Raw genomic sequence first — 22,149 nt, 5'->3', positions numbered from 1 at the left:
CGATGCAAGCATCTTCCGTAAATGTCGAAACTCGTTCGACTTGCATGTATTAGGCACGCCGCCAGCGTTCATCCTGAGCCAGGATCAAACTCTCATATAAAAGTTTGAGTTAGACTCAATTTTAAATTCATTAACTAGCGAATTGACTTCGCAAATGTTCTTTGTAGATAACGACCGAAATCGCTATCGACCCTGCACATTTATCGAAACTTTGTTCAGTTTTCAAAGGTCTACCTTGTCGCAAAAGCAACTTTTATATCTTAGCACGTGGTCAATTCCTTGTCAACAGCTTTTTTTGAAAAGGTTGTTAGGACAATGAATGAAGCGCTTCGACGTTTGCTGTTTCGCAACAGAAACTATCTTATCAATTTCAAAGACATTCGTCAATACGAAATTTCAAAAAGCCGTCATTTTTTTAAAAATAGGGTCGGAATGACACCGAAAAAAACCTAGATATGCCTATTCTGCCGCCGTTGTGGCTGCTTTTCAAAATAACTTAGGGATTCGCCGATCCATTTATCCCGTCGCGCTGCAATTGGGCGGAAACCACTATTCAACCGATGATTTGTCCAAAAGTGGGCCTTGCGCCGATACTTGACCAGATAGGGATCTGGCTTTAACGCCCGCAGCGAGAGACTGATTTTCTGCGAATACTCGTCCACGTCCAGAACTAAGACCTTGATCACATCGCCGATTCTGACAATCTCATGCAAATCTGTCACGTAACTATGGGTGCATTCGGAGATATGAATCAACCCCTGGGTTTGATCGTCCAATAGAACAAACACGCCGTAGGGCTGAATGCCAGTCACACGGCCAGGTAAAATATCACCAATTCGATATGTCATTAGTTGTACTCCTTTCAAAAAAAACTACCAATCAAGTATCATCAACCCGCAATGGCCTGATGCGCCAATTAAGAAAAGACCTCGGTGCTGATCTTGATTCAAACGGCAAGCCAAGCTGCCGCTCACTTTACAAGATAATTGAGTCACCGATTGCACCAGATCAGTTCGCGCCGAGTCGAGCAACGACGGGCTGTCAGGCCAGCGTTGCTGTTGGCCCAGTTTAACCATACTATTTTCTATTCTAACAGGATGCGTCTGTTTCGCAAAGCGACAACCCGGCAAAATCGTTGAAACCACTCAGATAAATTCAATCCAGTAGCTTTCAGGACGAGATAAATGTGTTAAAGTAGATGCACAAGCAGTCATCCAATGGCGCGACCATTGAAATTGACCGTTGAATCAGATTAAGGATGCGTGAAAAATTGACACATAAATATGATTTGACCATAATCGGCGGCGGACCCGTGGGACTTTTCGCCGCTTACTTTGCCGGAATGCGTAATGCTGATGTCGCAATCATCGAAAGCCTGCCTCAACTAGGTGGCCAAGTTGCCGCGCTCTTCCCGGAAAAGATGGTTTACGACGTCGGCGGCATCGCCGGGATCAAAGCCAAAGATCTGATCAAGCAGCAAGAGGCGCAATTGGCTCTCTTCCCACCAACGATTTTCTTGAAAACGGAAGCGCAGACCATCGAAACAGACGATGATGGCGACTATGTCATCACCACAACACAAGGCGACTTGCACACTCGCGGCATTATCATTGCAATCGGGACCGGTGCCTTTGCCCCGCGGCGCTTGGCTTTTGACTACGACCCGGCGTTAGAAACAGCTGGTTATCTTGACTATTTCGTTCAAGATCTAGAAACTTATCGTGACCGTGATGTGGTCATTGCAGGTGGCGGTGACTCCGCCATCGATTGGGCGCTGGCCCTGGCGCCGATCGCGCGACACGTGACGCTGGTTCACCGCCGCAATCAATTTCGCGGTTTAGAATCCAGCGTGACCAAGCTGGAAGAATCTACGGTTCAAATCAAGACGCCTTACCTGATTTCCCAATTAGCGACCGATGCTGACCAACTGGTGATCGATCTCAAGAAGGTCAAAACCGATGACCATGAACAACTGCGGGCGGACAAGCTGATTGTCAACTACGGCTTTACTGCCGATAGTCGGGTTTTGCGGCAATGGGGCTTGGAACTGGCGGGCATGAAAGTCAAGGTCAACACACAAATGGCCACCAATCGGCCGCGGATCTACGCGATCGGTGATGTGGTCACCTACCCTGGCAAACTGGATCTGCTGGCCGTGGGTTACGCTGAAGCACCAATCGCAGTAGCCACCGCCCTGCAAACAATCTACCCGGAGAAAATCCAGCCGGTTCATAGTACCAGCCTATTTGAATACTAGCCCGCAGGTCGACCGATCGACCGTAAGTTCACCGGGTCAAATGGTGCGCTTGTGCGGTCATTTCCCCAACCGTTGCGTTGCTTCAAGCGCTGACGATATCTATTTACAGGCTTTAAGTGTATCATGATTGGTTAACTGATTTTAGCTGAACAGATTGGACTATCTGAAAGAGGGAAAAATATGGAAACTGAACATTCGATTCTTTATCGCCATGTCATTGAACTTCTGGCGCAACGTGGCGTGACCATCGCCGATATCGCCGACTTGGTGATTTTTCTCCAGCGGGATTATATTCGGGATCTGACTACGGCTGAAGCACTCAAAAGCGTCGAAATGGTCCTACGCAAACGCGAAGTGCAAAACGCGATGATCACCGGGATCCAGTTGGATATTCTGGCCGAGGAGGGTAAATTGGAGGAGCCTCTGCAAACGATTCTGGCTCATGATGAAGGTCTGTACGGCGTCGATGAAATCATGGCGCTCAGTATCGTCAATGTCTACGGCTCGATCGGCTTCACCAACTATGGCTACATTGATAAGGTCAAACCGGGAATCTTGGCTAAACTTAACGCTCATGAACCCGGTATTATTCACACTTTTCTTGATGATCTCGTGGGCGCGACCGCCGCGGCGGCCGCTAGTCGCCTAGCCCACGCTCATCCAGAATTGGAAGATGACGTCGATATTTTCAAAACTGAATAATCATTTTGACCAAGCAAAAAAGCTTATTTGTCCGCCAACATCACGGTGGACAAATAAGCTTTTTTTAAACGTGTTCACCACCCCAGCTTCTTCCGCTTAGCTACGCACAGCTTCTGGAGGCACAGCCCCGCCTCCACAATCTTTGCTAGGCTAATGCTCTGAAGCTTCCCGGGGTGGTTCTCACTCTTTTTTTGAAACGTGTTCACTACCCCAGCTTCTTCCGCTTAGCGACTTAATCGTTGGCGCGCGCGATACCCGCGAATGATCGTGACGACGAGCATCGCCTCAAAACAGACAAAGGCCAAAATAAAACAGTGGGCAAAGAAGGCTTCAGGCAAGACCATGATCACCGGATCCGTTTGGGGATCAAAGAGCCAATTGTTGTTGTTGAAGAACAGGTGGTGAAACGTCACGAAGAATTGGTCAAAATCCAACGCTGCCAGCCCACCTACGACAACAGGTAACAAAGCGACTACCCAAGCAGGATAGTAAAGGCTTTCCACTTGTCGCCGCCACTGTTCACTACGAAAGAAGGCCACCAAGCCTGGTAGGCTCAGCAATAATAGCAGCCAAGCCAACAGAAACAATTGCTTAACGTCGCCAAAGTGTTGCGCCCCGGCAACCGACGTGGGGAAATCGCGCATCCGCAACGGTTGTACCCAAGGAAAATTCAAATAGGCCATCAATTGGCGATAATTACCAAACAATTGTCCTGAGGTGAACCCATACTCGGTCAATTTGAGCCAGTGAATCTCACCCCAATATAAGGGGAAACTGCCTAACAGCGTCAGCCCCACGGTGCCAGCCACCAAGCCGACCAGTGCTGACAAAGCAAGCCAGATACGTTTGATCGCGGCCCTGATCATAGTTGCCACTCATCTAACGAGTTGATTTGATAAGTGGGTTGTTGCGCTTTGGCGGCGACGACTGCCGGTTTGCTGACACCAGTATAAACCAAGAGCTGGTCCACATCGGCATTGATCCCGGCGCGGATGTCGGTTTCATAATTGTCGCCAACCAACAATACTTGTGGCGCTTCCCGTCCTAAGACACTGAGCGCCGCCTGCACGATGATCGGTTCCGGCTTGCCAATATAAGTCGCCGTTTGCTGGGTGGCCCGCTCAACCATCGCGATCACCGAGCCTGCCCCGGGAACCAAGCCGCGCTCATTGGGTAGATTGGTGTCCGCGTTCGTGCCAATAAAAGTAGCACCTTGGCGAATCGCCAAGGTGGCCACTTCGAATTTATGATAGGTCACATCGTAATCCAGGCCGACGACCACATAATCAGGATCTGTTTCATTCAAAACCATCCCTGCAGCCAATAACGCCGAAACCAACCCTAATTCACCGATCACATAAACGGATTTACCGTGAAGATCACCATGATTCTTCGCTTTTAAATAGCTGACCGTAGCCAGAGATGGTGTATAAATTTGATCCGGACGAACGCTGATTTGGTGGTTATCGGCTAGGTTCTGAACCACCGCGGCCGGCGTCTTGGTGGTATTGTTGGTCAAAAACAAAAACGGGAGCTGCGCCGCCTGCAATCGTTCCACGAATCGGCGCGCCGCCGGGATTTTCTCGGAACCGCGATAAACGGTACCGTCTAAGTCAATCATATAAGCTGAATATTGTTTCAAAATAAGAACTCCATTTTTACTTGATTTGGGTGGATCAGAGCGATGCCGACAACCTACTTAGGTGGCTGGTCAAGGTTGCGGATATGAAAGCGATGTTGTTGCGGCTGACTTGGCGTTTTCGCCGCGGTGGTCGGCTGATTTGAACGCTTGGAACTGGTCGCCCCATTGGACTGAGGTTGCGCGCTAGGTTTGTTGTGATGATCCCCTTGCGCCTTGTTTTTCCCTGAATTTCCACGCGACCGCGGGCGCCGCTTTTCTGAGGTACGACCGTTGCCTTCATCACTTCGCGAACGCCGGCCAGTTGGCGCGGTTCCCGCCGGCGCATTGACGGCCGCCGCGGTCTCATTGTTGACTTCCGCCCGTGGCCCTGCTCCCCGTGGTGTGTCGCCGCGACGATTATTGCGGCGGCGTTCACTCTTGTTATTCGCACTGCCGCCGCGAGTATTGGAAGAAAATGCAGGACGCTTCTTGCCTTTGCCGTTCTCGGCATTGTTGTTACTGTTCCGTGGTCGTTGCCGCCGCCGTGCTTCACGTTCGGTGGTAACCGTGCTCGGTCCAACCCGTTGGATCACGAAAAAAGCACAGCCAAAGTTACAAAATTCGATCAGGTAATCTTCCAAACTAGAGATTACTTGATCGCGATTAGCATTACGATTCTCATCCACGTAAAAGCCGCGTAACCGCAACTGATCAAACCCCCAGTCGCCGACAATATAATCGTATTTTCCGAGGATCGGCTCAAACCGTTGGCCTAAGCGCTCCGGCTCAAACCCATCACGATAGTTGGCCAGCAATTGATAGCGGCGTGACCCGATCTCCAAATTCTCCGGGTCTAACACTTTAACGCTGACCCCGCGATAATCAGGGTCCTCGTCATGTTTCAAATTATAGATTTGAGGTTGGCCTGTTAGTGGTGCCAAGCCAATTTCATCAGTGTTCACACAAAACGCTCCTTTTAAGATCTACGTGGCGCAACGCCACTTTGTCAAGCTTAGATCGCGGTCTGAGCTTGCTGGGACGGTCACCGCAGCGGTCAAAGTGACCAACGGGGTTTGGACCTAGCCCAACAAACAGGTATAATATCATCAGGTCGCTCGGCAAGTGGCCGTCGCCACAATTAATCGGCTATTCGGCGAAGATCGCCAACAGCTGGCCTGCCCAGCTGCTCGTATCCGATTGGCAACTAGCCAAGTCGTACTAGCCAATATGATTGGCCCGTAAGATCTCCGCCACCGCGGTTTCGATCTGACCGGTCGGCTTGACCCACTCGGTCCAAGTCGTGAAATTTTCCGCCGGCATTTGATAAGTGTCATTGACATAACGTTCATAGACACTGACGGCATTCGAATGAGGAATATTCAACTGCAGGATACGGACGCTTTTGATCAGGCCCCGAACTGCTGCAAGCTCGGCGCGCCCATTCATAAACATATTCGCAATTTCATAATATTTACTACCATCATTCCGCGTGATCTGCTCAATGAGATCCAGCGTTTGATATTTTTCAGCCATTTTGGTCCCTCCAGCAATAGTTTAAGTGTATCATGTTTTAGAAAGAACGGGTATCATCTCACCATAATTCCCCGCAACTCTCATTCCAAATAAAGTTAGGTGTTCATTATCAGTTCGATCCGAAAAATAAGCGAAATGATTTTTTTGCTAACCTTATGGGCAGTCCTCAGTGCCTTTGTCGTGGTGGGACACCGCGGCGATCCGCTGAACGCGCCGGAAGAAACCCTGGCCAGCTTCGACTCCGCCTTCAAAAACGGCGCCGATTATGTCGAACTGGATCTCCACGTTTCCCAAGACAATGTGTTGGTCGTTTCCCACGATCGTAATTTAGCCCGGATCACCGGACATGACGCCATCGTTTCGCAAACGCCCTGGGCGCAAATCAAAACTTTCAAGCAAGCCAATGGCGAACCAATGCACAGTTTAGACGAAATATTCGCCTATTACCAGAGGCGGCCGGAGACAAAATTTCTAATCGAAACCAAGAAAACGAAAAAAGGAAATCCAAAAAATATGGAGGACCTCCTAGTGGCGAGCATTCAGCGCTATGGGATGGCCAACCGCGTGATGTTCCACTCGTTTTCGTTGATCAGCCTCCAGAACTTGAAAAAGAGCCTCCCTCAAGTTCCGCGTATTTTCGTCGCTGGCACCTTGAAGAAAATCAATTTTGAAGTCCTCCAGACTTCCACGGGGATCAACATTTCCTCAGAGCTGGTGGATGCCAAATTGATTCGCCAACTCCATGGTCTGGGTCAGAAAGTTTACGTTTGGGCCCAAATGACCGAGCATTCCAGTCAATGGAACTGGCTGGTCAATTTACCAATCGACGGCGTGGTCACCAATTATCCCCGAACTGGCAACTTGTATCGCAACCAGAAACTGGACGCCAAGATCAAGAAGGCCGATTTCACCGGCGCCTTGGTCACTGCCAGTCCTCGGACCAGTTATGAGAATCCGTATAACTTAAATCTGATCAAGACCAACGCTACCCCGCTGACCAGCTACCACGCCCAAAACTATGTCATTAGCCAAGGTGTCCCCTACTATCAAATTGGCTCCAACCGATTTATTGAAGCGGCCGGTTTTAATTTAGCGACGGCCTTACCGTTAACGCAGCTTTATTTACAGCAAGGCTTCTATTTACCAGCAACCAGTCAACGGCGCCAATTGGCCGACAACCCCTTCGCGCCGCGGCCCACTGGTCGGTATCTCCAAGTTGACCAGCGCTACCAGATCACCGCTGTGCAATTGAACAACACCACCCTTTGGTTCCAAGTCGCTGGTGGTTGGATCCGGGCGCAATTGGGTTTAACGCTGTTCACCCCGGGGAGCCAGGCGGCCGCGCTTTATCAGCAATTGCCACCCAAGGATAAGCTAGCGCTGCCCTACTTGGCCGCCCGTTTCTCTTGGCAAGCGCAACCGACACGTCCGGGAAGGGCCCTTCAACTGACCAGTAATCGGCTCCGCTTATTACTGGCCCAAATCAAGTAAAAATTAGAATCGTAAGTTTTTTCAGTTAAAGCAGTGGTCAAAGGACCCGTGCATTCGTTATAATCGAATCATGGAGTCAACATCGCAAGGAGTCTAACAATGAATTTGAATGACTGGCAAGACGAACCAACCGTTCCTTCAATCGATCACGCCGCCTTGGTTCAAACCGTCGCGGCGACTTTACCGAATGACGCGACCATGACGCTGATCACCGAACTCTTCAAAGTTCTCGGAGATCAGACTCGCGCCAAAATTCTCTACGCGTTATATGAATCCGAATTGCGGGTCTATGACATCGTGGCGATCCTGGGCTTATCGCAATCCAGCGTTTCTCACCAATTGCGGTTACTCAAGCAGGCGAAATTGGTCAAGTTTCGTAAGAGCGGCAAAGAAGTCTACTATTCATTAGCGGATGATCATGTGATGACGATTTTCAAACAAGTCATTGAACACATCAATGAATAATTCTAGAAAAGAGGTACCTCAATGGTAGATTGGTTAAAAGAAGCCCAAGCGCGTCAGGATGACTTGCTGGCGGACTTAACGAGTATTTTGGAGATTCCTAGCGAGCGCGATACAGAACACGGCACTTCAGACTATCCGCTTGGCCCCGGACCAGCCAAAGCTTTGGCCCAGATGTTAGCCATCGGTGAACGAGACGGCTTTGTTACCAAAAACGTGGAAAATGTCGCTGGCCGGATCCAATATGGCGCCGGTTCAGAAATCTTTGGGTTATTGGGACATATGGATGTTGTCCCCGCAGGTCCTGGTTGGGTAACTGACCCCTTCAAGCCGGTCATCAAGGATGGCAATCTGATCGCCCGTGGCAGTTCCGATGATAAAGGACCTGCCATGGCGGCTTATTACGCCCTGAAAATCATCAAAGAACTGGAACTACCGGTCAACAAACAGATTCATTATATTTTCGGCACCGACGAAGAGAGCGAGTGGGTCGGCATCGATCGCTATCTAGAAGTCGAACCAACGCCAGATTTCGGCTTCTCGCCGGACGCGGAATTCCCGATCATCAATGGTGAAAAGGGCATCGCCTCCTTCAAGGTGACTTTCAAGCCAGAACTGGCCACAACCGGTTCGCGGGAATTAAGCCATTTCCAAAGTGGGATTCGCGCCAACATGGTGCCGCAAACCGCAGTTGCCATTGTCAAAGGACATGATCTAGACCAACTGGGGACTGCCCTAACCACCTTCGCCGCGGAAAACGACTTGATCGCCGACGCCGAAATCCAAGACGAGCAAGTTAGTTTGACCCTGACCGGCAAAGGCGCCCATGCCCAAGAACCTCGGGATGGCGTAAACGCGGGCACTTATTTGGCCCTGTTCCTGAGCCAACAAGCCTTAGATCCAGCCGGGCAACAGTATGTGCAAACCATCAGTCAATGGCTACATTTGGATTCCCGCGGCGCCAAATTAGGCATCGCCCACACAGACCAACTAATGGGCGAATTGACCGCTAGTCCTGATATTTTCGCATATGAGGCTGGTCAGGCTGGCACCGTTTTGATCAATGTTCGTTACCCGCAAGGCACCAACGCGGAATTGATCAACCAGCAAATTGAACAACAAATCAACGCGGCCAATGTGACTTGTCAAATCGAGGGCCATGCCCAAGAGCCTCATTATGTTTCAGGTGAGGATCCCTTGGTCAAAACATTGCTGGCCGTTTACGAGCGGCAAACGGGCCAACCAGGTCATGAACAAGTGATCGGTGGTGGCACTTACGGTCGGATCCTGAAACGTGGCGTGGCCTTTGGCGCTCAATTCCCAGGCCAGCCCAACGTGATGCACCAAGCGAACGAATTCATGCCGATCGCCGATATCATCAAAGCAACCGCCATTTACGCGGAAGCAATCTACGAACTCGTGCGCCCCTAGTCAGCTGACCCAAGGCGCCTAGATTCAGCGCACTCAGCGCTAATTAAAAAACGTCGATCTGCCCACGCGGCTCACTGAAATGAGCAAGCGCTTGGGAGAATCGACGTTTTTTTGATGGTTAGTCTTAAGTTGATCAACGGTAGACTACTTTGAAGCGTTCGCAAACGACTAAATCATCTTCATTGAAGTGATGATGGGCCGCCGCAGCCTGATGACTAAAGAATTGCCAATGGACTTCGCGCCAGTAGGTCAGACTTAAATCGCCTTCGCCTTCCAAGCGGGCGTGTTCAGCGGTCACACTAGCGAAGGGTACGACTTCCACCGCAGTTGTTTCAATGATACAGCTTGGCGCCTGCGCCCCATCAAGGATCACACTAAAATCGCCCACCTGCGGCAGTGGTTCGTTCGTCCAACGATATAATTGGTACAGCGAGGCGGTGGCTTGTTTCGTCCCAGCCAGAACCAAGGCCAACAGTTCATCGGCCATTGCGCGACTGTTGCCAAAAGACCAAGCCTGATGGGCCTGATAATCCGTTTTAACGCGTGGATCGGTCTGACGAAATTCGTTCCAGTAGTCCGCTGCGGTGTTTTTTGTCATGGGGTCTCACTTCCTAATAACTTAAGTCTAGCCGATTTACTTGGAAAAAACAACGGGTAGCCAACCGCCACAACCGCCCAATTAGACCTGACCTGAACGTTCACTTCACACCCTCAATCATCAAGACAGCGCTGATGCAGAACCAAACAATGGCCTGGGCAACAGCGATAGTGTTATCGAGTTCTGTTTAAGGTGGCGTAACAGGAAAACGGAGCCCATTTCGATCAGCAGTCGCATTTGAGCTGTGATTCAATACAGGTCAACTTAACAATCTAATGACAGTTTGCCCGATTTCACCCTTTTTTCTTAGGAAATGTTATATAATTTTGGAGAGTATCTAATTAAAGGTGGCGCTATACTTGAACGAGCCTCAAAACTGGTGGCAGAATCTTCTGGAGCAAATCAAACTCTACAGCCGACGACTCGGTGCTTTCCTGAAAAAACAAGGGATCGCCCTGAGCGCTTTTTTGCGGAAGAAATTCGGCCAGATCAATTTCAGCCGTGACTGGCGCTTCAACCTCGATGTTGGGCTACAAACCCTACGACGGTTGGTGCTATACTTCATGTCCTTTCTCTTTATTCTCGGCGCGCTCGTGCTCGGACTGGGCCTAGGCTATTTCAGTGGCTTGATGAGTCATGAGAAGGTCCCGTCCTACACAAGCATGAAACGGCAAATCGAAAATATCAACCAATCTTCAGAGCTTTACTTCGCAAAAGACGTCAAATTGGCCAGCGTCAAAAGCGATTTGATCCGGACGCAAACCAAATCAGGTCAAATCTCCACGAACTTGAAAAAGGCCATTGTTGCCACTGAAGATGAAGATTATTATAATCACGCCGGCGTGGTGCCAAAATCTCTGATTCGCGCTGTTTTGGCCGACGTAACTGGCCTGGGCACGCAGACTGGGGGCTCAACCTTAACCCAGCAATTGGTCAAGATGCAGCTCCTATCATCAGAAACCACTTGGCGGCGTAAGGCTGTAGAAATCATGTTGGCTCTGCGGATCGATAAGTATTTCTCCAAGGACCAGATTTTGGAATCCTATCTGAATGTGGCAACTTTTGGCCGTAACAATGCAGGGCAGAATATCGCCGGCGTGGAAACCGCGGCTCAAGGGCTCTTCGGCACATCTGCCGCGAAACTTAGTCTTGCCCAAGCTGCGTTCATCGCCGGTTTGCCACAGAGCCCGTCGATTTATACCCCCTATCGGCAAGACGGCACCGTCAAGAAAGACCTCACTTATAGCATGAAACGCAAAGATGTGGTCCTGTTTCGGATGTACCGGCATGGTGATATTACCAAAAAGGCCTATGAAGACGCTAAGAAAGTCGACCTCCGTAGCCAGTTTCAAAAGCCAACGACCGCAAGCACCTCAACAACCAAATACGGCTATATGTACAATCTACTCATGTCTGAGGCCCGGGAGATCCTGATCAAGCAATTGATCAAGCAAAATGGTCGTAGCGTCAGCAAAGTTGAGAAAGACACCCAATTGTATAATCGCTATTGGGAAAGCGCGGATGAACTGTTGAAACAGAAAGGTTATCGAATCGACAGTACCGTCAACAAAGACCTTTATGATCAGTTGGAAAGTGTTACGAAGACGGCCAGTGTCAATTTTGGTCAAACCTACACGGAGACTGCCTATGATGATAATTTGAAAAAGGAAGTCACGATCACCGAAAAGGTTCAACCTGGGAGTGTGGTTTTGGACAACAGCACTGGCGCCGTCCTAGCCTTCGTTGGCGGTCAAGACTTCAATGAAAATCAGATCAATCATGCGTTCAGTACGAAACGTTCGCCAGGCTCTTCCATCAAACCGCTGATGATCTATGGACCGGCTATCGAGAACCAAGTGATCAATAGCCAAACTGCCCTCGCTGATTTTCCGCGAGCATTCGGCACTTACAAGCCCTCTGATTATGGCTCCACGATCCAGAACCGGTTTGTGCCGACCACCGAGGCGTTGGAATGGTCCTATAACTTGCCGGCGGTCAATCTTTATTATCACTTACGCAATAATACCCGCGTTGACGTCAGCACCTACATGAAGAAGATGGGCCTGGACCTGACCACCGAGGAGTATTCCCAGTTAGGGTTGGCTTTAGGTGGGACCAAGGAAGGCTTCACCGTCGAACAAAATGCCGCAGCTTTTGCGACCTTTGCCAATCAAGGAAGCTACCTCAAGCCTTATGTGATCAATAAGATCACCGCGCCAAATGGTAGTGTGATCTACCAGCATAAGACGAAGAAAACCAAAGTCTTTAGTGCCTCAACTTCCTATATCATGCAAGAAATGTTGAAAAAAGTCGTTTCAGCCGGAACCGCCGCCAACCTCTCGTGGCAGTTGAACTTCAATACGAGCAACGTCTATGGGAAGACCGGGACAACGAATGATTACCGCGACAACTGGTTCGTTGGTTCCACACCGGGAATCACCATGGCCACTTGGTTGGGCTATGACAATTTCTATGGTAATGTTCACAACCTGAGCGCTAATGCGAGCACGATCAACACCACCTATTGGGCACAACTGGCCAATGCAATCTATCAGCAGGACGCCAGCTTACTGAAACTAGATCAAACCACCAGTAAACCCGACAATGTTCAAACCCATACGGTCTTAGCCAATACCGGGACCAATAGCGGGACGGTTTCTTATCAGGGGCAGTCGATCGCCGTCACAGGTAATCGCGTTTCGGCGCTCTTTAATAATCATGGGCCAAGCAATATTAGTGCCCAGTTCGGCATTGGTGGCACCGAGGCCGACTACAAGCTCTTCTTCGATTACTTGCAAGGAATCAAGAACAATTATGGTGTGATCCTGCATCTCGATGCAAACGGTGACGTCATTGAAAGTAGTACCAGTACCACGGATGAAACAGAAACCGAGGACGAAGAAAACGAAGAAGAAACTGCTGGCAACGAAGAAAATGAGGATGAAACGACAGACCCTGAAAATGAAAACGAGGCCAACAGTAGCTCCGCTTCCAGTAGCAGTTCAAGCGTCAACTCCAGTAGCAATACCTCCAGTAGTGCCAATAGTAGCTCGACGGTCACCCCTGAGACCCCGGCAACGCCTTGACCTCAAACTCTAGCAAAAACAAGTAAACAAAAACCACCAACCGAATGGAAATTTCAGTGGTGGTTTTTTCGTATGACAATGTCTGCCATTTACCGAGAAGATCCGCGAACCAGTGGGGACGACGGCACCTCTGCCAATGCCCCGCCGACAAAAAAAGCTTGCCAACGCTTTGCACGTTGACAAACTCTGCCAAATGACTTGATCACAAAGCAGTGATTCTTGCAAACAAGTGACGTTAAGCCGCTATCCAGTCAAAATGGTGCTTCACTAGACTAGCTTGCCATGAGTCCTACTTGGTGGAACTCCGTGTGATGATGCTATGCGGTAACAAGACCGTCTTCTGCTCGATCTCTTCCTTGTTCATCATCTTGGTCAATAGCCGCATCGCGACCGCACCAATATCATACAGTGGTTGCGCGATCGAAGTCAGTTTCGGCCGCACGATTTCTGTTAACATCGTATTGTTGCTGGTAATGATTTCGAAGTCTTCAGGAATCCGCGTATGACCATCATTGGCCCCATTCAAAAAGCCAACCGCCAATTCATCATCGGTAATCACGGCGGCCGTCGCACCAGAGCGCTTCACCGCGTCCCAGATTGCTTCGCCAGCCCGATAGCTATATTCCGTTTCGAAAACCAAACTCTCATCGTAGGCGATCTTAGCTTCACTTAGCGCTGCTTGATAGCCCTTCAACCGATATTGACCATTGATTGGGTCAGTCATTGCACCGGTGACGAACGCAATGTGCTCGTTACCCGTTGACAATAACCGCTGCGTCGCCTCTTTGACCGCGGCGACGTAGTCAATATTGACGCTGCCTAATTTATCCAATGGATCCACTGTCCCGGCCAAGACAACTGGCGTTTTACTGCGCTCCAGCTCCTTACGGGTCGAATCAGATAAATGCGAACCCATGAAAATCAAGCCATCCACCTGCTTGGCCAAAATGCTCTCCAACACGGTATCAACCTTATTCTTAGCCGCATCGGCGCTCGCTAAAATAATATTGTATTTATACATCGTCGCCACATCATCAATGCCTCGGGCCAATGACGCGTAAAAGATGTTGGTCAAATCGGGAATCAAAACCCCGACCGTTGTTGTCCGGTGACTGGCTAAACCACGGGCGACCGCATTCGGACGATAGTCAAGTTTCTCGATAACTTTCAAGACTTTCTCCCGCGTATCAGGACGCACATTGGGGTTGCCGTTAACAACTCGCGAGACCGTGGCCATGGAAACACTAGCCTCACGTGCGACGTCATAAATTGTAATTGTTTGTTTTTCCATTAGTAGATCTCCCTGTTATTTTCATATTCCTAGTTATTAATTTAGCACTGTATAATCAGAAATGCAAACGTTTTTACAATTTTCTTCTGAAAATAAACCGTTTTCACCGGATTGGCTTTCATATTCTTTTCATTTGAGTTGCGCTGAATTATGGTATACTGAAAGCGAAGTCATATTGAAAGGAAGCCCTATCATGACAAAACTGGAATTATTGCAACAATGGCTCCAAGAACAGCACTTGGATGTTATTTATATCAGCGATCCGAATAGTGTCGCTTACTTTACGAACTTTGTTTCTGACCCCCACGAACGGATCCTTGGCCTCTTCGTATTCGCCGATGCCCAACCGTTCCTCTTCGCACCGGAATTGGAGGTCAATTCTGCTAAAAAAGCTGGCTGGAGCGGTGATGTATACGGCTATCTCGACCACCAGCACCCCTTCGCGATGATCGCGGACCTGATCAAGCAACGGGCCAAGCAGACCACACACTGGGGCTTAGAAAAAGATAGTTTACCAGTCCAACGTTTTGAAGCGGTTCGGGCCCAATTCCCAGATGCTGACTTCCCAGGTAATGTCTCGCGCTTCGTTGAACATCTTAAACTATTCAAAACCCCTGACGAAATCCGCTTGATGGAGGAAGCCGGTGAAGAAGCTGATTTGGCTTTCTCGATTGGTTTCAACGCGATCCAACAAGGACGGACGGAGCAAGAAGTTGTTGCGGAAATCGAATATGGGTTAATGAAACAAGGCATCATGGAAATGAGTTTTGACACCATCGTTCAAGCTGGGGCCAATGCTGCTAATCCTCATGGTGGTCCTGAGAAGGATCCCATCGTGGGCAATGAAATGATCTTGTTTGATCTAGGAACTAACCACAAAGGCTACATGAGCGATGCCAGCCGGACCGTGGCCTTTGGTCAATTGAGTGACAAACAGCGCGAGATCTACGATGTTTGTTTGGAGGCCCAACTGACCGCCCAAGACGCCGTCAAGCCAGGTTTGACGGCGGCAGAATTAGACGCCATCGCCCGTGATATCATTACCAAGGCTGGTTATGGGGAATACTTCATCCACCGTCTTGGTCACGGGATCGGTACTTCGACCCATGAATTCCCTTCAATCATGGCAGGTAATGAACTAGTCTTACAACCAGGAATGTGTTTCTCGATTGAACCAGGTATTTATATTCCTGGTTTTGCGGGTGTGCGGATCGAGGATTGTGTCCATGTCACTGAAAATGGCGCCCAAGCCTTCACGCATACTTCTAAGGAACTGAACCACATCCCGCTACACTGATTATTGAAAAATGAGCGGCACAGATAACCGACGTTCAGTGAAAACATCAACCGAATAAAGACCAGTTACTCAAGCTTGATGCGCCAACTTGACCGCATCAAGCTTTTTTTGTGGGCGCTAATACTGTGACCAGCCACAGATTTGACGATGCCCCGAAAACACGACACAAAAAACGGCCAAGCGTTTGCTTGGCCGTTTCAATCTTCAATAAAATACTTTTTCCTGCCGCTCAATCAAAGCAAACAGCTTATTTCTCGGTTGGGTTAGCCCCTAATTTAGGATCTGTTTCGTCGAAGCTAAACTTGTCTGTCTCTGTTGTAGCGGCTTCGTCAGCCTTGGCGTCAGACTCAACCGGTGTTGCTGATTCAGTCGCAGCTTCCTGCTCGTCCGCTGGTGCTTGCTCCTCAGCTTCAGCGGCGTCTTCATGATCATCCTTAGCTTCTTGGAAAGCAGACTGGCTATCCAGCACGATGTCATCGAAATCGTCGTTGTCCGCGCCGGCATGTTCATCAACTGTGGTCTTCAATTGTTGGGAAACATCACTTAACTGCGATTTCAATGATTCGGTCGCGTCTTGAAAGTTGCTGATCAACTGCTGGAACTTCTCGTTAGAAGTTGAAACCGCGGATTGTAGCCCTTCATGGTCATGTAAGACTTGGTCGACCTTAGCTGCGGCATCTTCCCGCCAATCAGCGGTCGCGTCGCCTGCGACTTCATAAAGATCGATTGCTTTTTCCCGCGCGCGATCACATTTCTCGGCTGCTTTCTTGCGGAGATCCGCGGTAGTTTCCGGTGTCAATAATAACGCTGCGCTGGCCGCAGCCACGCCACCTACGATCAAACCTAATAGAAAATGTCCATTCTTTGCCATGATAACGACTCCTTTGTCTATTGATCTTCCTTATTACGTGATAACAATGCACTCAAAACACGTCGGCCAACCCCGACTTTAGCGACCGTGCCACCGGCATTGGTGATTTTGGCCGCCAAATTCCGTGACGAGGCGTTGAGATCGGAAACCGACTCGCCTAAATCACCCATGGCTTTAAAAACAGGATCCAACGTGGCGACTTTCTGATTGACATCACCTAACAAGGTGTTGCTCTTGACTAACAGTCCCTCGACCTCATCGGATAACGTATTGACGTCTTTCGTTACAGCCTGTAAGGATTGATCAACACTCCCCATCGTCTTCTCGACATTCTTCATTACTTTGCTTAATCGATTCAGGAAGACCGCTGTGAAAATAACCAGAATCAGGAAAGCTCCAGCCGCGATCAACCCAGCAATTTCTCCACCAGACATCATTAACCTCCTCTGAATTACAAAATCATGTACGTTAAGCATAGCACCAATAGCGACCCTAAGCAATTAGAAAACATGAAATCGCTTTTAGAAATATCCGACTCATTGTCACTGCTTTTCTTACCACGTTTTGGAAATCTACGCGAAAACCGGCAAGGGATTTGCTAAAATAAAAAGATAGTTCACCAAAAATAGAAAAGATTTGCTAGAATAAAGATTGAATCTAAATTTAGCTCGTAAAAGGAGTCGGACTGACTTTGTCGAAACTAAATCTCTTCGCCAAATTTGACTGGGATGAAATCGGGACCAATATTCTGACAAAAGGCCTACAACTGATCCTAGTTTCAGTGTTGTTTTATTTAATCAATTTCATTGGCCAGAAACTGATCACTAAAGGAATGGATCGATATAGTCGGCTGGAGCAGACCTCGACAAACCGCAGTCAGACCCTGAAATCACTGCTGAAAAACATCCTGCGCTACACTTTGCTCTTATTTTATATTTATACCATCTTAAGTATGATCGGCATTCCTGTTGGGACCTTGGTGGCTAGCGCCGGCGTGGCGAGTTTAGCCATTGGTCTTGGCGCGCAAGGTTTTGTCAATGACGTGGTCACGGGTTTCTTTATTTTGTTTGAACAGCAGTTTCAAGTCGACGATTTTGTCAAAATCGCTGAAGTCAGCGGTACCGTTGTCGCTGTTGGTTTGCGCACGACCGAATTGCGCGGCACTGATGGCACACTCCACTATATCCCCAATCGCAACATCACCATTGTCTCTAACTTCTCCCGGGGACATCGCCAACAGATCATTAACTTGAACATCAGCCCAGAGACGGATCTGACCCAACTGGCGCAGCTCTTAGAGACGGTCAACGCCCGTTTGTACCCACAAACGCCTGAATTACTAGCTCAGCCGCAGTTATTGGGCACCAACACCACTGCTAATGGCAATCTGGTCTATCAAATTTTGATTACGCCGCAACAAGGCGCCGAATTGCCGATGCAGCGGCTCCTACTTGATCATTACTTGCCGGCTTTACAGGCGGCGGGCATCAAACTACCACGCAACATTGTGCAATTGGGTTAAAATTCAGCTTTGCTCAGGCAAAGCGTCTAACCCCAGATTAGCCAATGACCCCCAAAGGTTGACCAGTGTGCCAACCTTTGGGGGTCATTTTACTTTGACAATCTGAGGCACGAACCGGGGCCGGCTCGGCTAATGTTAGTTTCCCTCGCCGGCGGAATCAGCTTTCGCCGTGATTTCATATTGTTGTTCAATATTGTGCGCCACATAGTTAAAGGCCTTCATCATTTCCCGCCGAGTTAAGATCCCTTGGAAAACATTCTCCTGATCAACCACTGGCAAGAAAGGATTATCCACCAACAAGTGTAGAGTTTGATCCATATCAGCATCGACTTGGATCGTATCGAAATTCGTTTGCATCACATCGGCCACGGTCATTTTGGCAATGGGGTCGAAACTCAACTCCTCTAAACCAATCATCGCGTCGGTGATCATCGGCATGGTCAATAACCCGATAATATGCGAATCCGCATCTAAAACAGGAATCTTAGAATAACGAACCTTGGTTAAAACTAAGAACGCGTGGGTCAAAGGGTTGCTGGCCTGGACTTGCGCCACCCGATCAGCTGGGATCAAGAACCCCGTTTGTTTCTTTAACAACATCTTATCAATCGATTTTGCAATCATTATCTAAAAATCCTTTCTGACTTCCCCACTTTTATTATGACACAGATTGCTTGTTCTGCCATTACCAAGTATAATATTTATTTGTATCTCAACTTTGGAGGATAAAAATGACATATTCACTAATGACGCGCTTAGCGGCAGAATTTATTGGTACAGCAATTATGGTGATCTTGGGCAATGGTGCGGTCGCCAACGTTGATTTAGCAGGCACCAAAGGCGAACATGGCGGTTGGATCTTGATTTCTTTGGGCTACGGTGCCGGCGTCATGATTCCGGCATTGATTTTCGGCGGGATCTCGGGCAACCATATCAATCCCGCCTTCACCTTGGGGCTGGCAACCTCAGGACTCTTTCCTTGGGCGGAGGTCCTACCTTATTTGGGCGCGCAAATGTTAGGTGCCTTTTGTGGTCAGGCAGTCGTGGTTTTGATTTACAAGCCGCACTATGACATGACCACCAATCCCGAACACATTTTAGGCACCTTTTCGACGATCGATGCGACTTCCAGTCGACTCAACGGTTTCTTCAACGAGTTTGTCGGCACCTTTATCTTGATTTTCTCAGCTTTAGGGATCACTAAAGCGCCATTCTTCAAGAATGACTTGGGCACCGCGCACTTGGCTCTGGGCTTTCTGGTCATGACCCTGGTGGCCTCTCTGGGTGGTCCCACTGGTCCAGCCTTGAACCCAGCCCGAGATCTGTCGCCGCGGATCCTGCACGCACTCTTACCGTTGAAGAACAAGGGTAAGTCCGACTGGCGTTACGCTTGGATCCCGGTGCTGGCCCCGATCCTGGCTGGTGTCTGCGCCGTGTTCACTTATAAGCATCTTTTCATGTAAGCACGCTAACCCACGACGTTGCTCACTCAATTCAGATGAAAACTGCCCTGCCGACATTGGCGGGGCAGTTTTTTTGCCAACGGATCAGCGCGCGAAACTGAAGTGAAGTTCTGGAACGGGTTGTAAGGCCCGATCATAATACTGGACGGTGATGGTGGTGGGGGTCGTTTCAACCACGGCATAGGTGCCGCCTAGCTTAGCCCATGGTCCTCGGGGTTGACTGATCGAGCCCGGATTAAGCAGCAATAACCCCGCCACTTGTTGACAATCCAAGTGATGGGTGTGTCCGTAAAACGCTAGCGTTGCTTGGTGTTCTTGGGCCAACAATTGCAGCGATAACAGATCATAATTGACCCCCAACAAATGGCCGTGAGCGACAAAGATTCGCTCCGGTCCAACAACAGCGCTGCCCGTTTCCGGTAAGTCACCGCCAAAATCCATATTACCAGTCACAATCAGAAACTGACGCCGTAAACTATCTGCCGCGGGTAATTCTGAATCGCCGCAATGAACCATGAGATCGACCTGATCTTGATAATGCTGAACTAATTTCGTCAAAATCCCACGATCACCATGACTATCACTGACTACTAAGATTTTTGCCATCAGTTTTGCTCCTGTTCTTGCCACCATGATTGCCACTGCGGCATTAGATTCCGAATTGCGACGCCGCGATGACTATATTTTGTCTTTTCGATTGCTGATAGTTCCGCGAAAGTTTTGGTCAGCTCGGGCAAGTAAAACAAAGGGTCATAACCGAACCCATCTGCCCCTCGCGGTACACTAAGAATCTCGCCGGCTACATCACCGTCAACGACCAAATCCGCCTTCGGACGTCCGGGCCAAGCTAAGACCAGTGTGCTGTGGAAGTTGGCCTGCCGTAATTCTGGCGCTACCCCACCTAATTCCGCCAATAAACGCGCATTGTTCGCGGCATCATCGTGGTCAGCGCCTGCATAACGCGCGGAATACACGCCTGGTTGACCGTGTAAATAATCGACTTGCAAACCGGAATCATCGGCCAAAACAACCTGGTCCAATACCTGGGCGAAATGATCGGCCTTCAAGCGCGCATTAGCCTCAAAAGTCCGCCCCGTTTCTTTGACCTGATCCAGCTGGGGAAAATCAGCCAAGGTCTTGATTTGCCACCCCGCCGGTTCGAAAACAGCTTTAAACTCACGCGCCTTGCCTGGATTATTCGTGGCAATCACTAATTCATGCTTCATGCGTTGGTCTCCTTCATTGAAACGTGTTCGCCACCCCAGCTTCTTCCGCTTAGCTACGCAAAGGTTCCGGAAGCATAGTGCGCTTCCAAAACCTTTGCTAGGCTAATGCTCAGAAGCTACCCGGGGTGGCTCTCACTCTTGTTTTTGAAACGTGTTCGCCACCTCAGCTTCCTGCGCTTAACTACGTCAGGCTTCTGGAGGCATAGACCGCCTCCAAAATCCTAACTAGGTTAATGCTCTGAAGCTATCCGGGGTAGCTCTCACTGTCATCCTGCGTCACATTGACTTGTTGCGCCTTCAAATCCCGCAAATCCAACCAGTCTGACGCAATCTGATCGAACATCTTCGGTGAAGCCGTGGTATAAAAGTGGGCCTGACCATGGTGAGCCAGATCCTGGTTGGTGATCTCGAAATAGTCCAGTAAAACCGACACCTCAGAAACAGCCTCGGCGCCAGAATCGATCAACTGCACCTCAGGGCCGAGAAAATCTTGGATCAACGGGCGCAACAGCGGATAATGCGTACACCCAAGAATCAAGGTATCAATGCCGCTGCCGACAAACGGTTGCAGCATTTCGGCCACGATTTTCCGGGCGATCGGGTGATTATATTGGCCACTTTCGACTAAGGTCACAAACTTGGGAACAGCTAAACTCAGGACCTGTAATTGCGGATCACGACGCTGGATTGCCTGCTGGTAGGCCGCGGACTTGATGGTTCCTTCGGTAGCGATGACACCGATCCGGCGGTTCTTGGTGGCCTTGATCGCCGCGCGAGCACCGGGCAAGATCACCCCCACCACCGGGATCTGCAACTGTGGCTTGATTATCTCAAGCGCATCGGCAGTCGCGGTATTGCACGCGAAAACAAGCATTTTAATATTTTGTTTCAACAGAAAACGGGTTAATTGCCACGTAAACGCCTGCACTTGCTGCGCGGGCCGCGGACCATAAGGTAATCGTGCCTGGTCACCGATAAAGACAATATCTTCATGTGGTAACTGGCGCAGGGCTTCTTTAACGACGGTCAACCCGCCGACCCCAGAATCCAAAAAACCAATTGGTTGCTTATTCATTACAATTTTGGGCGGGAAACCTCTGACTTTAGTCAGAGGAGGAAAGCCTGCACTTGCTAACGCTAGTTAGCTTGCTTGCTTGGCCGTCCCGCCTTGCCCCTTTCTGTTCTCTGATTTTGAATATAGTTGGCAACCGTCTCTTTTGACATGTTGCCGAGTGTCCCCATGTAATAGCTTGGCGACCACAAATGTCCACCCCAGAGGAGTTTCTTGGTCTCAGGAT

Annotated in this window: 22 protein-coding genes, 1 rRNA gene and 1 pseudogene; 9 read left to right on the top strand and 15 right to left on the bottom strand. The window is 49.4% G+C overall.

From position 1 onward, the window contains the following. Positions 1-100: ribosomal RNA gene (locus ACYVSB_RS12450) — 16S ribosomal RNA — on the bottom strand; the annotation flags it as partial. A 349-nt stretch (positions 101-449) separates the two neighbouring features. Beyond that, complete coding sequence (locus tag ACYVSB_RS12445) at positions 450-848, bottom strand: CvfD/Ygs/GSP13 family RNA-binding post-transcriptional regulator (RefSeq protein WP_461219636.1); 399 nt, start codon at positions 846-848, stop codon at positions 450-452. A gap of 410 nt (positions 849-1,258) precedes the next feature. On the opposite strand from ACYVSB_RS12445, the gene ACYVSB_RS12440 reads away from it, so the two are divergent. Together ACYVSB_RS12440 and ACYVSB_RS12435 are read left to right on the top strand one after the other, a co-directional pair. Next, complete coding sequence (locus ACYVSB_RS12440; protein ID WP_461219635.1) at positions 1,259-2,257, top strand: NAD(P)/FAD-dependent oxidoreductase; 999 nt, start codon at positions 1,259-1,261, stop codon at positions 2,255-2,257. A gap of 180 nt (positions 2,258-2,437) precedes the next feature. Further along, positions 2,438-2,959, top strand: coding sequence for a phosphatidylglycerophosphatase A family protein (locus ACYVSB_RS12435; RefSeq protein WP_125598692.1), 522 nt, complete (start codon positions 2,438-2,440; stop codon positions 2,957-2,959). 224 nt (positions 2,960-3,183) lie between these two features. Here the strand turns inward: ACYVSB_RS12435 and ACYVSB_RS12430 are convergent, their stop codons facing one another. The 4 genes from ACYVSB_RS12430 to ACYVSB_RS12415 form a co-directional block, all read right to left on the bottom strand. Beyond that, a complete protein-coding gene (locus ACYVSB_RS12430) occupies positions 3,184-3,825 on the bottom strand; it encodes a TIGR01906 family membrane protein (RefSeq protein WP_461219634.1) in 642 nt (213 codons plus the stop codon). Beyond that, on the bottom strand, positions 3,822-4,580 hold the full coding sequence (locus ACYVSB_RS12425; RefSeq protein WP_461219638.1) for a TIGR01457 family HAD-type hydrolase: 759 nt from the start codon (positions 4,578-4,580) through the stop codon (positions 3,822-3,824). Before ACYVSB_RS12425 ends, ACYVSB_RS12430 begins: the two co-directional genes overlap by 4 nt. A 74-nt stretch (positions 4,581-4,654) precedes the next feature. Then, positions 4,655-5,542, bottom strand: coding sequence for a YutD family protein (locus tag ACYVSB_RS12420; RefSeq protein ID WP_461219633.1), 888 nt, complete (start codon positions 5,540-5,542; stop codon positions 4,655-4,657). A gap of 256 nt (positions 5,543-5,798) precedes the next feature. After that, positions 5,799-6,113 (bottom strand): hypothetical protein, encoded by a 315-nt coding sequence (locus ACYVSB_RS12415; protein WP_461219632.1) that lies wholly within the window; start codon positions 6,111-6,113, stop codon positions 5,799-5,801. A 135-nt stretch (positions 6,114-6,248) separates the two neighbouring features. On the opposite strand from ACYVSB_RS12415, the gene ACYVSB_RS12410 reads away from it, so the two are divergent. The 3 genes from ACYVSB_RS12410 (at position 6,249) to pepV (ending at position 9,497) form a co-directional block, all read left to right on the top strand. Beyond that, the gene (locus tag ACYVSB_RS12410) at positions 6,249-7,604 is read left to right on the top strand and encodes a glycerophosphodiester phosphodiesterase (protein WP_461219631.1); all 1,356 of its coding nucleotides are present in this window, start codon (positions 6,249-6,251) and stop codon (positions 7,602-7,604) included. Positions 7,605-7,802: 198 nt separating this feature from the next. Beyond that, positions 7,803-8,069, top strand: coding sequence for an ArsR/SmtB family transcription factor (locus tag ACYVSB_RS12405; protein WP_225422173.1), 267 nt, complete (start codon positions 7,803-7,805; stop codon positions 8,067-8,069). 21 nt (positions 8,070-8,090) lie between these two features. Then, entirely contained in the window at positions 8,091-9,497 is a 1,407-nt protein-coding gene (gene pepV / locus ACYVSB_RS12400) for a dipeptidase PepV (protein WP_461219630.1), read from the top strand. Positions 9,498-9,630: 133 nt separating this feature from the next. On the opposite strand, the gene ACYVSB_RS12395 is transcribed toward pepV, so the two are convergent. After that, complete coding sequence (locus ACYVSB_RS12395; RefSeq protein WP_461219629.1) at positions 9,631-10,095, bottom strand: ASCH domain-containing protein; 465 nt, start codon at positions 10,093-10,095, stop codon at positions 9,631-9,633. Between the two features lie 359 nt (positions 10,096-10,454). Between ACYVSB_RS12395 and ACYVSB_RS12390 the strand changes: the two genes are divergently transcribed. Next, complete coding sequence (locus ACYVSB_RS12390; RefSeq protein ID WP_461219628.1) at positions 10,455-13,181, top strand: transglycosylase domain-containing protein; 2,727 nt, start codon at positions 10,455-10,457, stop codon at positions 13,179-13,181. A 289-nt stretch (positions 13,182-13,470) separates the two neighbouring features. On the opposite strand, the gene ccpA is transcribed toward ACYVSB_RS12390, so the two are convergent. Next, positions 13,471-14,472: a catabolite control protein A gene (ccpA, locus tag ACYVSB_RS12385; RefSeq protein WP_461219627.1), complete on the bottom strand. Its 1,002-nt coding sequence runs from the start codon at positions 14,470-14,472 to the stop codon at positions 13,471-13,473. Between the two features lie 193 nt (positions 14,473-14,665). Between ccpA and ACYVSB_RS12380 the strand changes: the two genes are divergently transcribed. Then, positions 14,666-15,769 (top strand): M24 family metallopeptidase, encoded by a 1,104-nt coding sequence (locus ACYVSB_RS12380; RefSeq protein ID WP_461219626.1) that lies wholly within the window; start codon positions 14,666-14,668, stop codon positions 15,767-15,769. Positions 15,770-16,016: 247 nt separating this feature from the next. On the opposite strand, the gene ACYVSB_RS12375 is transcribed toward ACYVSB_RS12380, so the two are convergent. Together ACYVSB_RS12375 and ACYVSB_RS12370 are read right to left on the bottom strand one after the other, a co-directional pair. Beyond that, entirely contained in the window at positions 16,017-16,640 is a 624-nt protein-coding gene (locus ACYVSB_RS12375; RefSeq protein WP_461219625.1) for a YtxH domain-containing protein, read from the bottom strand. 17 nt (positions 16,641-16,657) lie between these two features. Then, the gene (locus ACYVSB_RS12370) at positions 16,658-17,074 is read right to left on the bottom strand and encodes a DUF948 domain-containing protein (protein ID WP_461219624.1); all 417 of its coding nucleotides are present in this window, start codon (positions 17,072-17,074) and stop codon (positions 16,658-16,660) included. 257 nt (positions 17,075-17,331) lie between these two features. Between ACYVSB_RS12370 and ACYVSB_RS12365 the strand changes: the two genes are divergently transcribed. Beyond that, positions 17,332-18,162: a mechanosensitive ion channel family protein gene (locus tag ACYVSB_RS12365; protein WP_461219623.1), complete on the top strand. Its 831-nt coding sequence runs from the start codon at positions 17,332-17,334 to the stop codon at positions 18,160-18,162. A 135-nt stretch (positions 18,163-18,297) separates the two neighbouring features. On the opposite strand, the gene cbpB is transcribed toward ACYVSB_RS12365, so the two are convergent. Beyond that, positions 18,298-18,786: a cyclic-di-AMP-binding protein CbpB gene (gene cbpB / locus ACYVSB_RS12360; protein WP_461219622.1), complete on the bottom strand. Its 489-nt coding sequence runs from the start codon at positions 18,784-18,786 to the stop codon at positions 18,298-18,300. 107 nt (positions 18,787-18,893) lie between these two features. Here cbpB and ACYVSB_RS12355 point away from each other — a divergent pair, with 107 nt between their 5' ends. After that, positions 18,894-19,625 (top strand): MIP/aquaporin family protein, encoded by a 732-nt coding sequence (locus ACYVSB_RS12355; protein ID WP_125598746.1) that lies wholly within the window; start codon positions 18,894-18,896, stop codon positions 19,623-19,625. 84 nt (positions 19,626-19,709) lie between these two features. Here the strand turns inward: ACYVSB_RS12355 and ACYVSB_RS12350 are convergent, their stop codons facing one another. The 4 genes and pseudogenes from ACYVSB_RS12350 to ACYVSB_RS12335 all read right to left on the bottom strand — a co-directional run. Continuing rightward, entirely contained in the window at positions 19,710-20,231 is a 522-nt protein-coding gene (locus tag ACYVSB_RS12350) for a metallophosphoesterase (RefSeq protein ID WP_461219621.1), read from the bottom strand. Continuing rightward, positions 20,231-20,839, bottom strand: a pseudogene (locus ACYVSB_RS12345) (XTP/dITP diphosphatase); the annotation flags it as partial. The gene ACYVSB_RS12350 and the pseudogene ACYVSB_RS12345, both read right to left, overlap by 1 nt. Before the next feature lie 256 nt (positions 20,840-21,095). Then, a complete protein-coding gene (gene racE / locus ACYVSB_RS12340) occupies positions 21,096-21,926 on the bottom strand; it encodes a glutamate racemase (protein WP_461219620.1) in 831 nt (276 codons plus the stop codon). Positions 21,927-21,988: 62 nt separating this feature from the next. Further along, positions 21,989-22,149: transposase (locus ACYVSB_RS12335; RefSeq protein ID WP_461219637.1), on the bottom strand; the 161-nt coding region annotated here is incomplete at its 5' end.

Source organism: Lapidilactobacillus salsurivasis, assembly GCF_054785215.1.
Note: the sequence above shows the minus strand (reverse complement) of the source record. Positions and strands in the feature narration are given on the sequence as shown.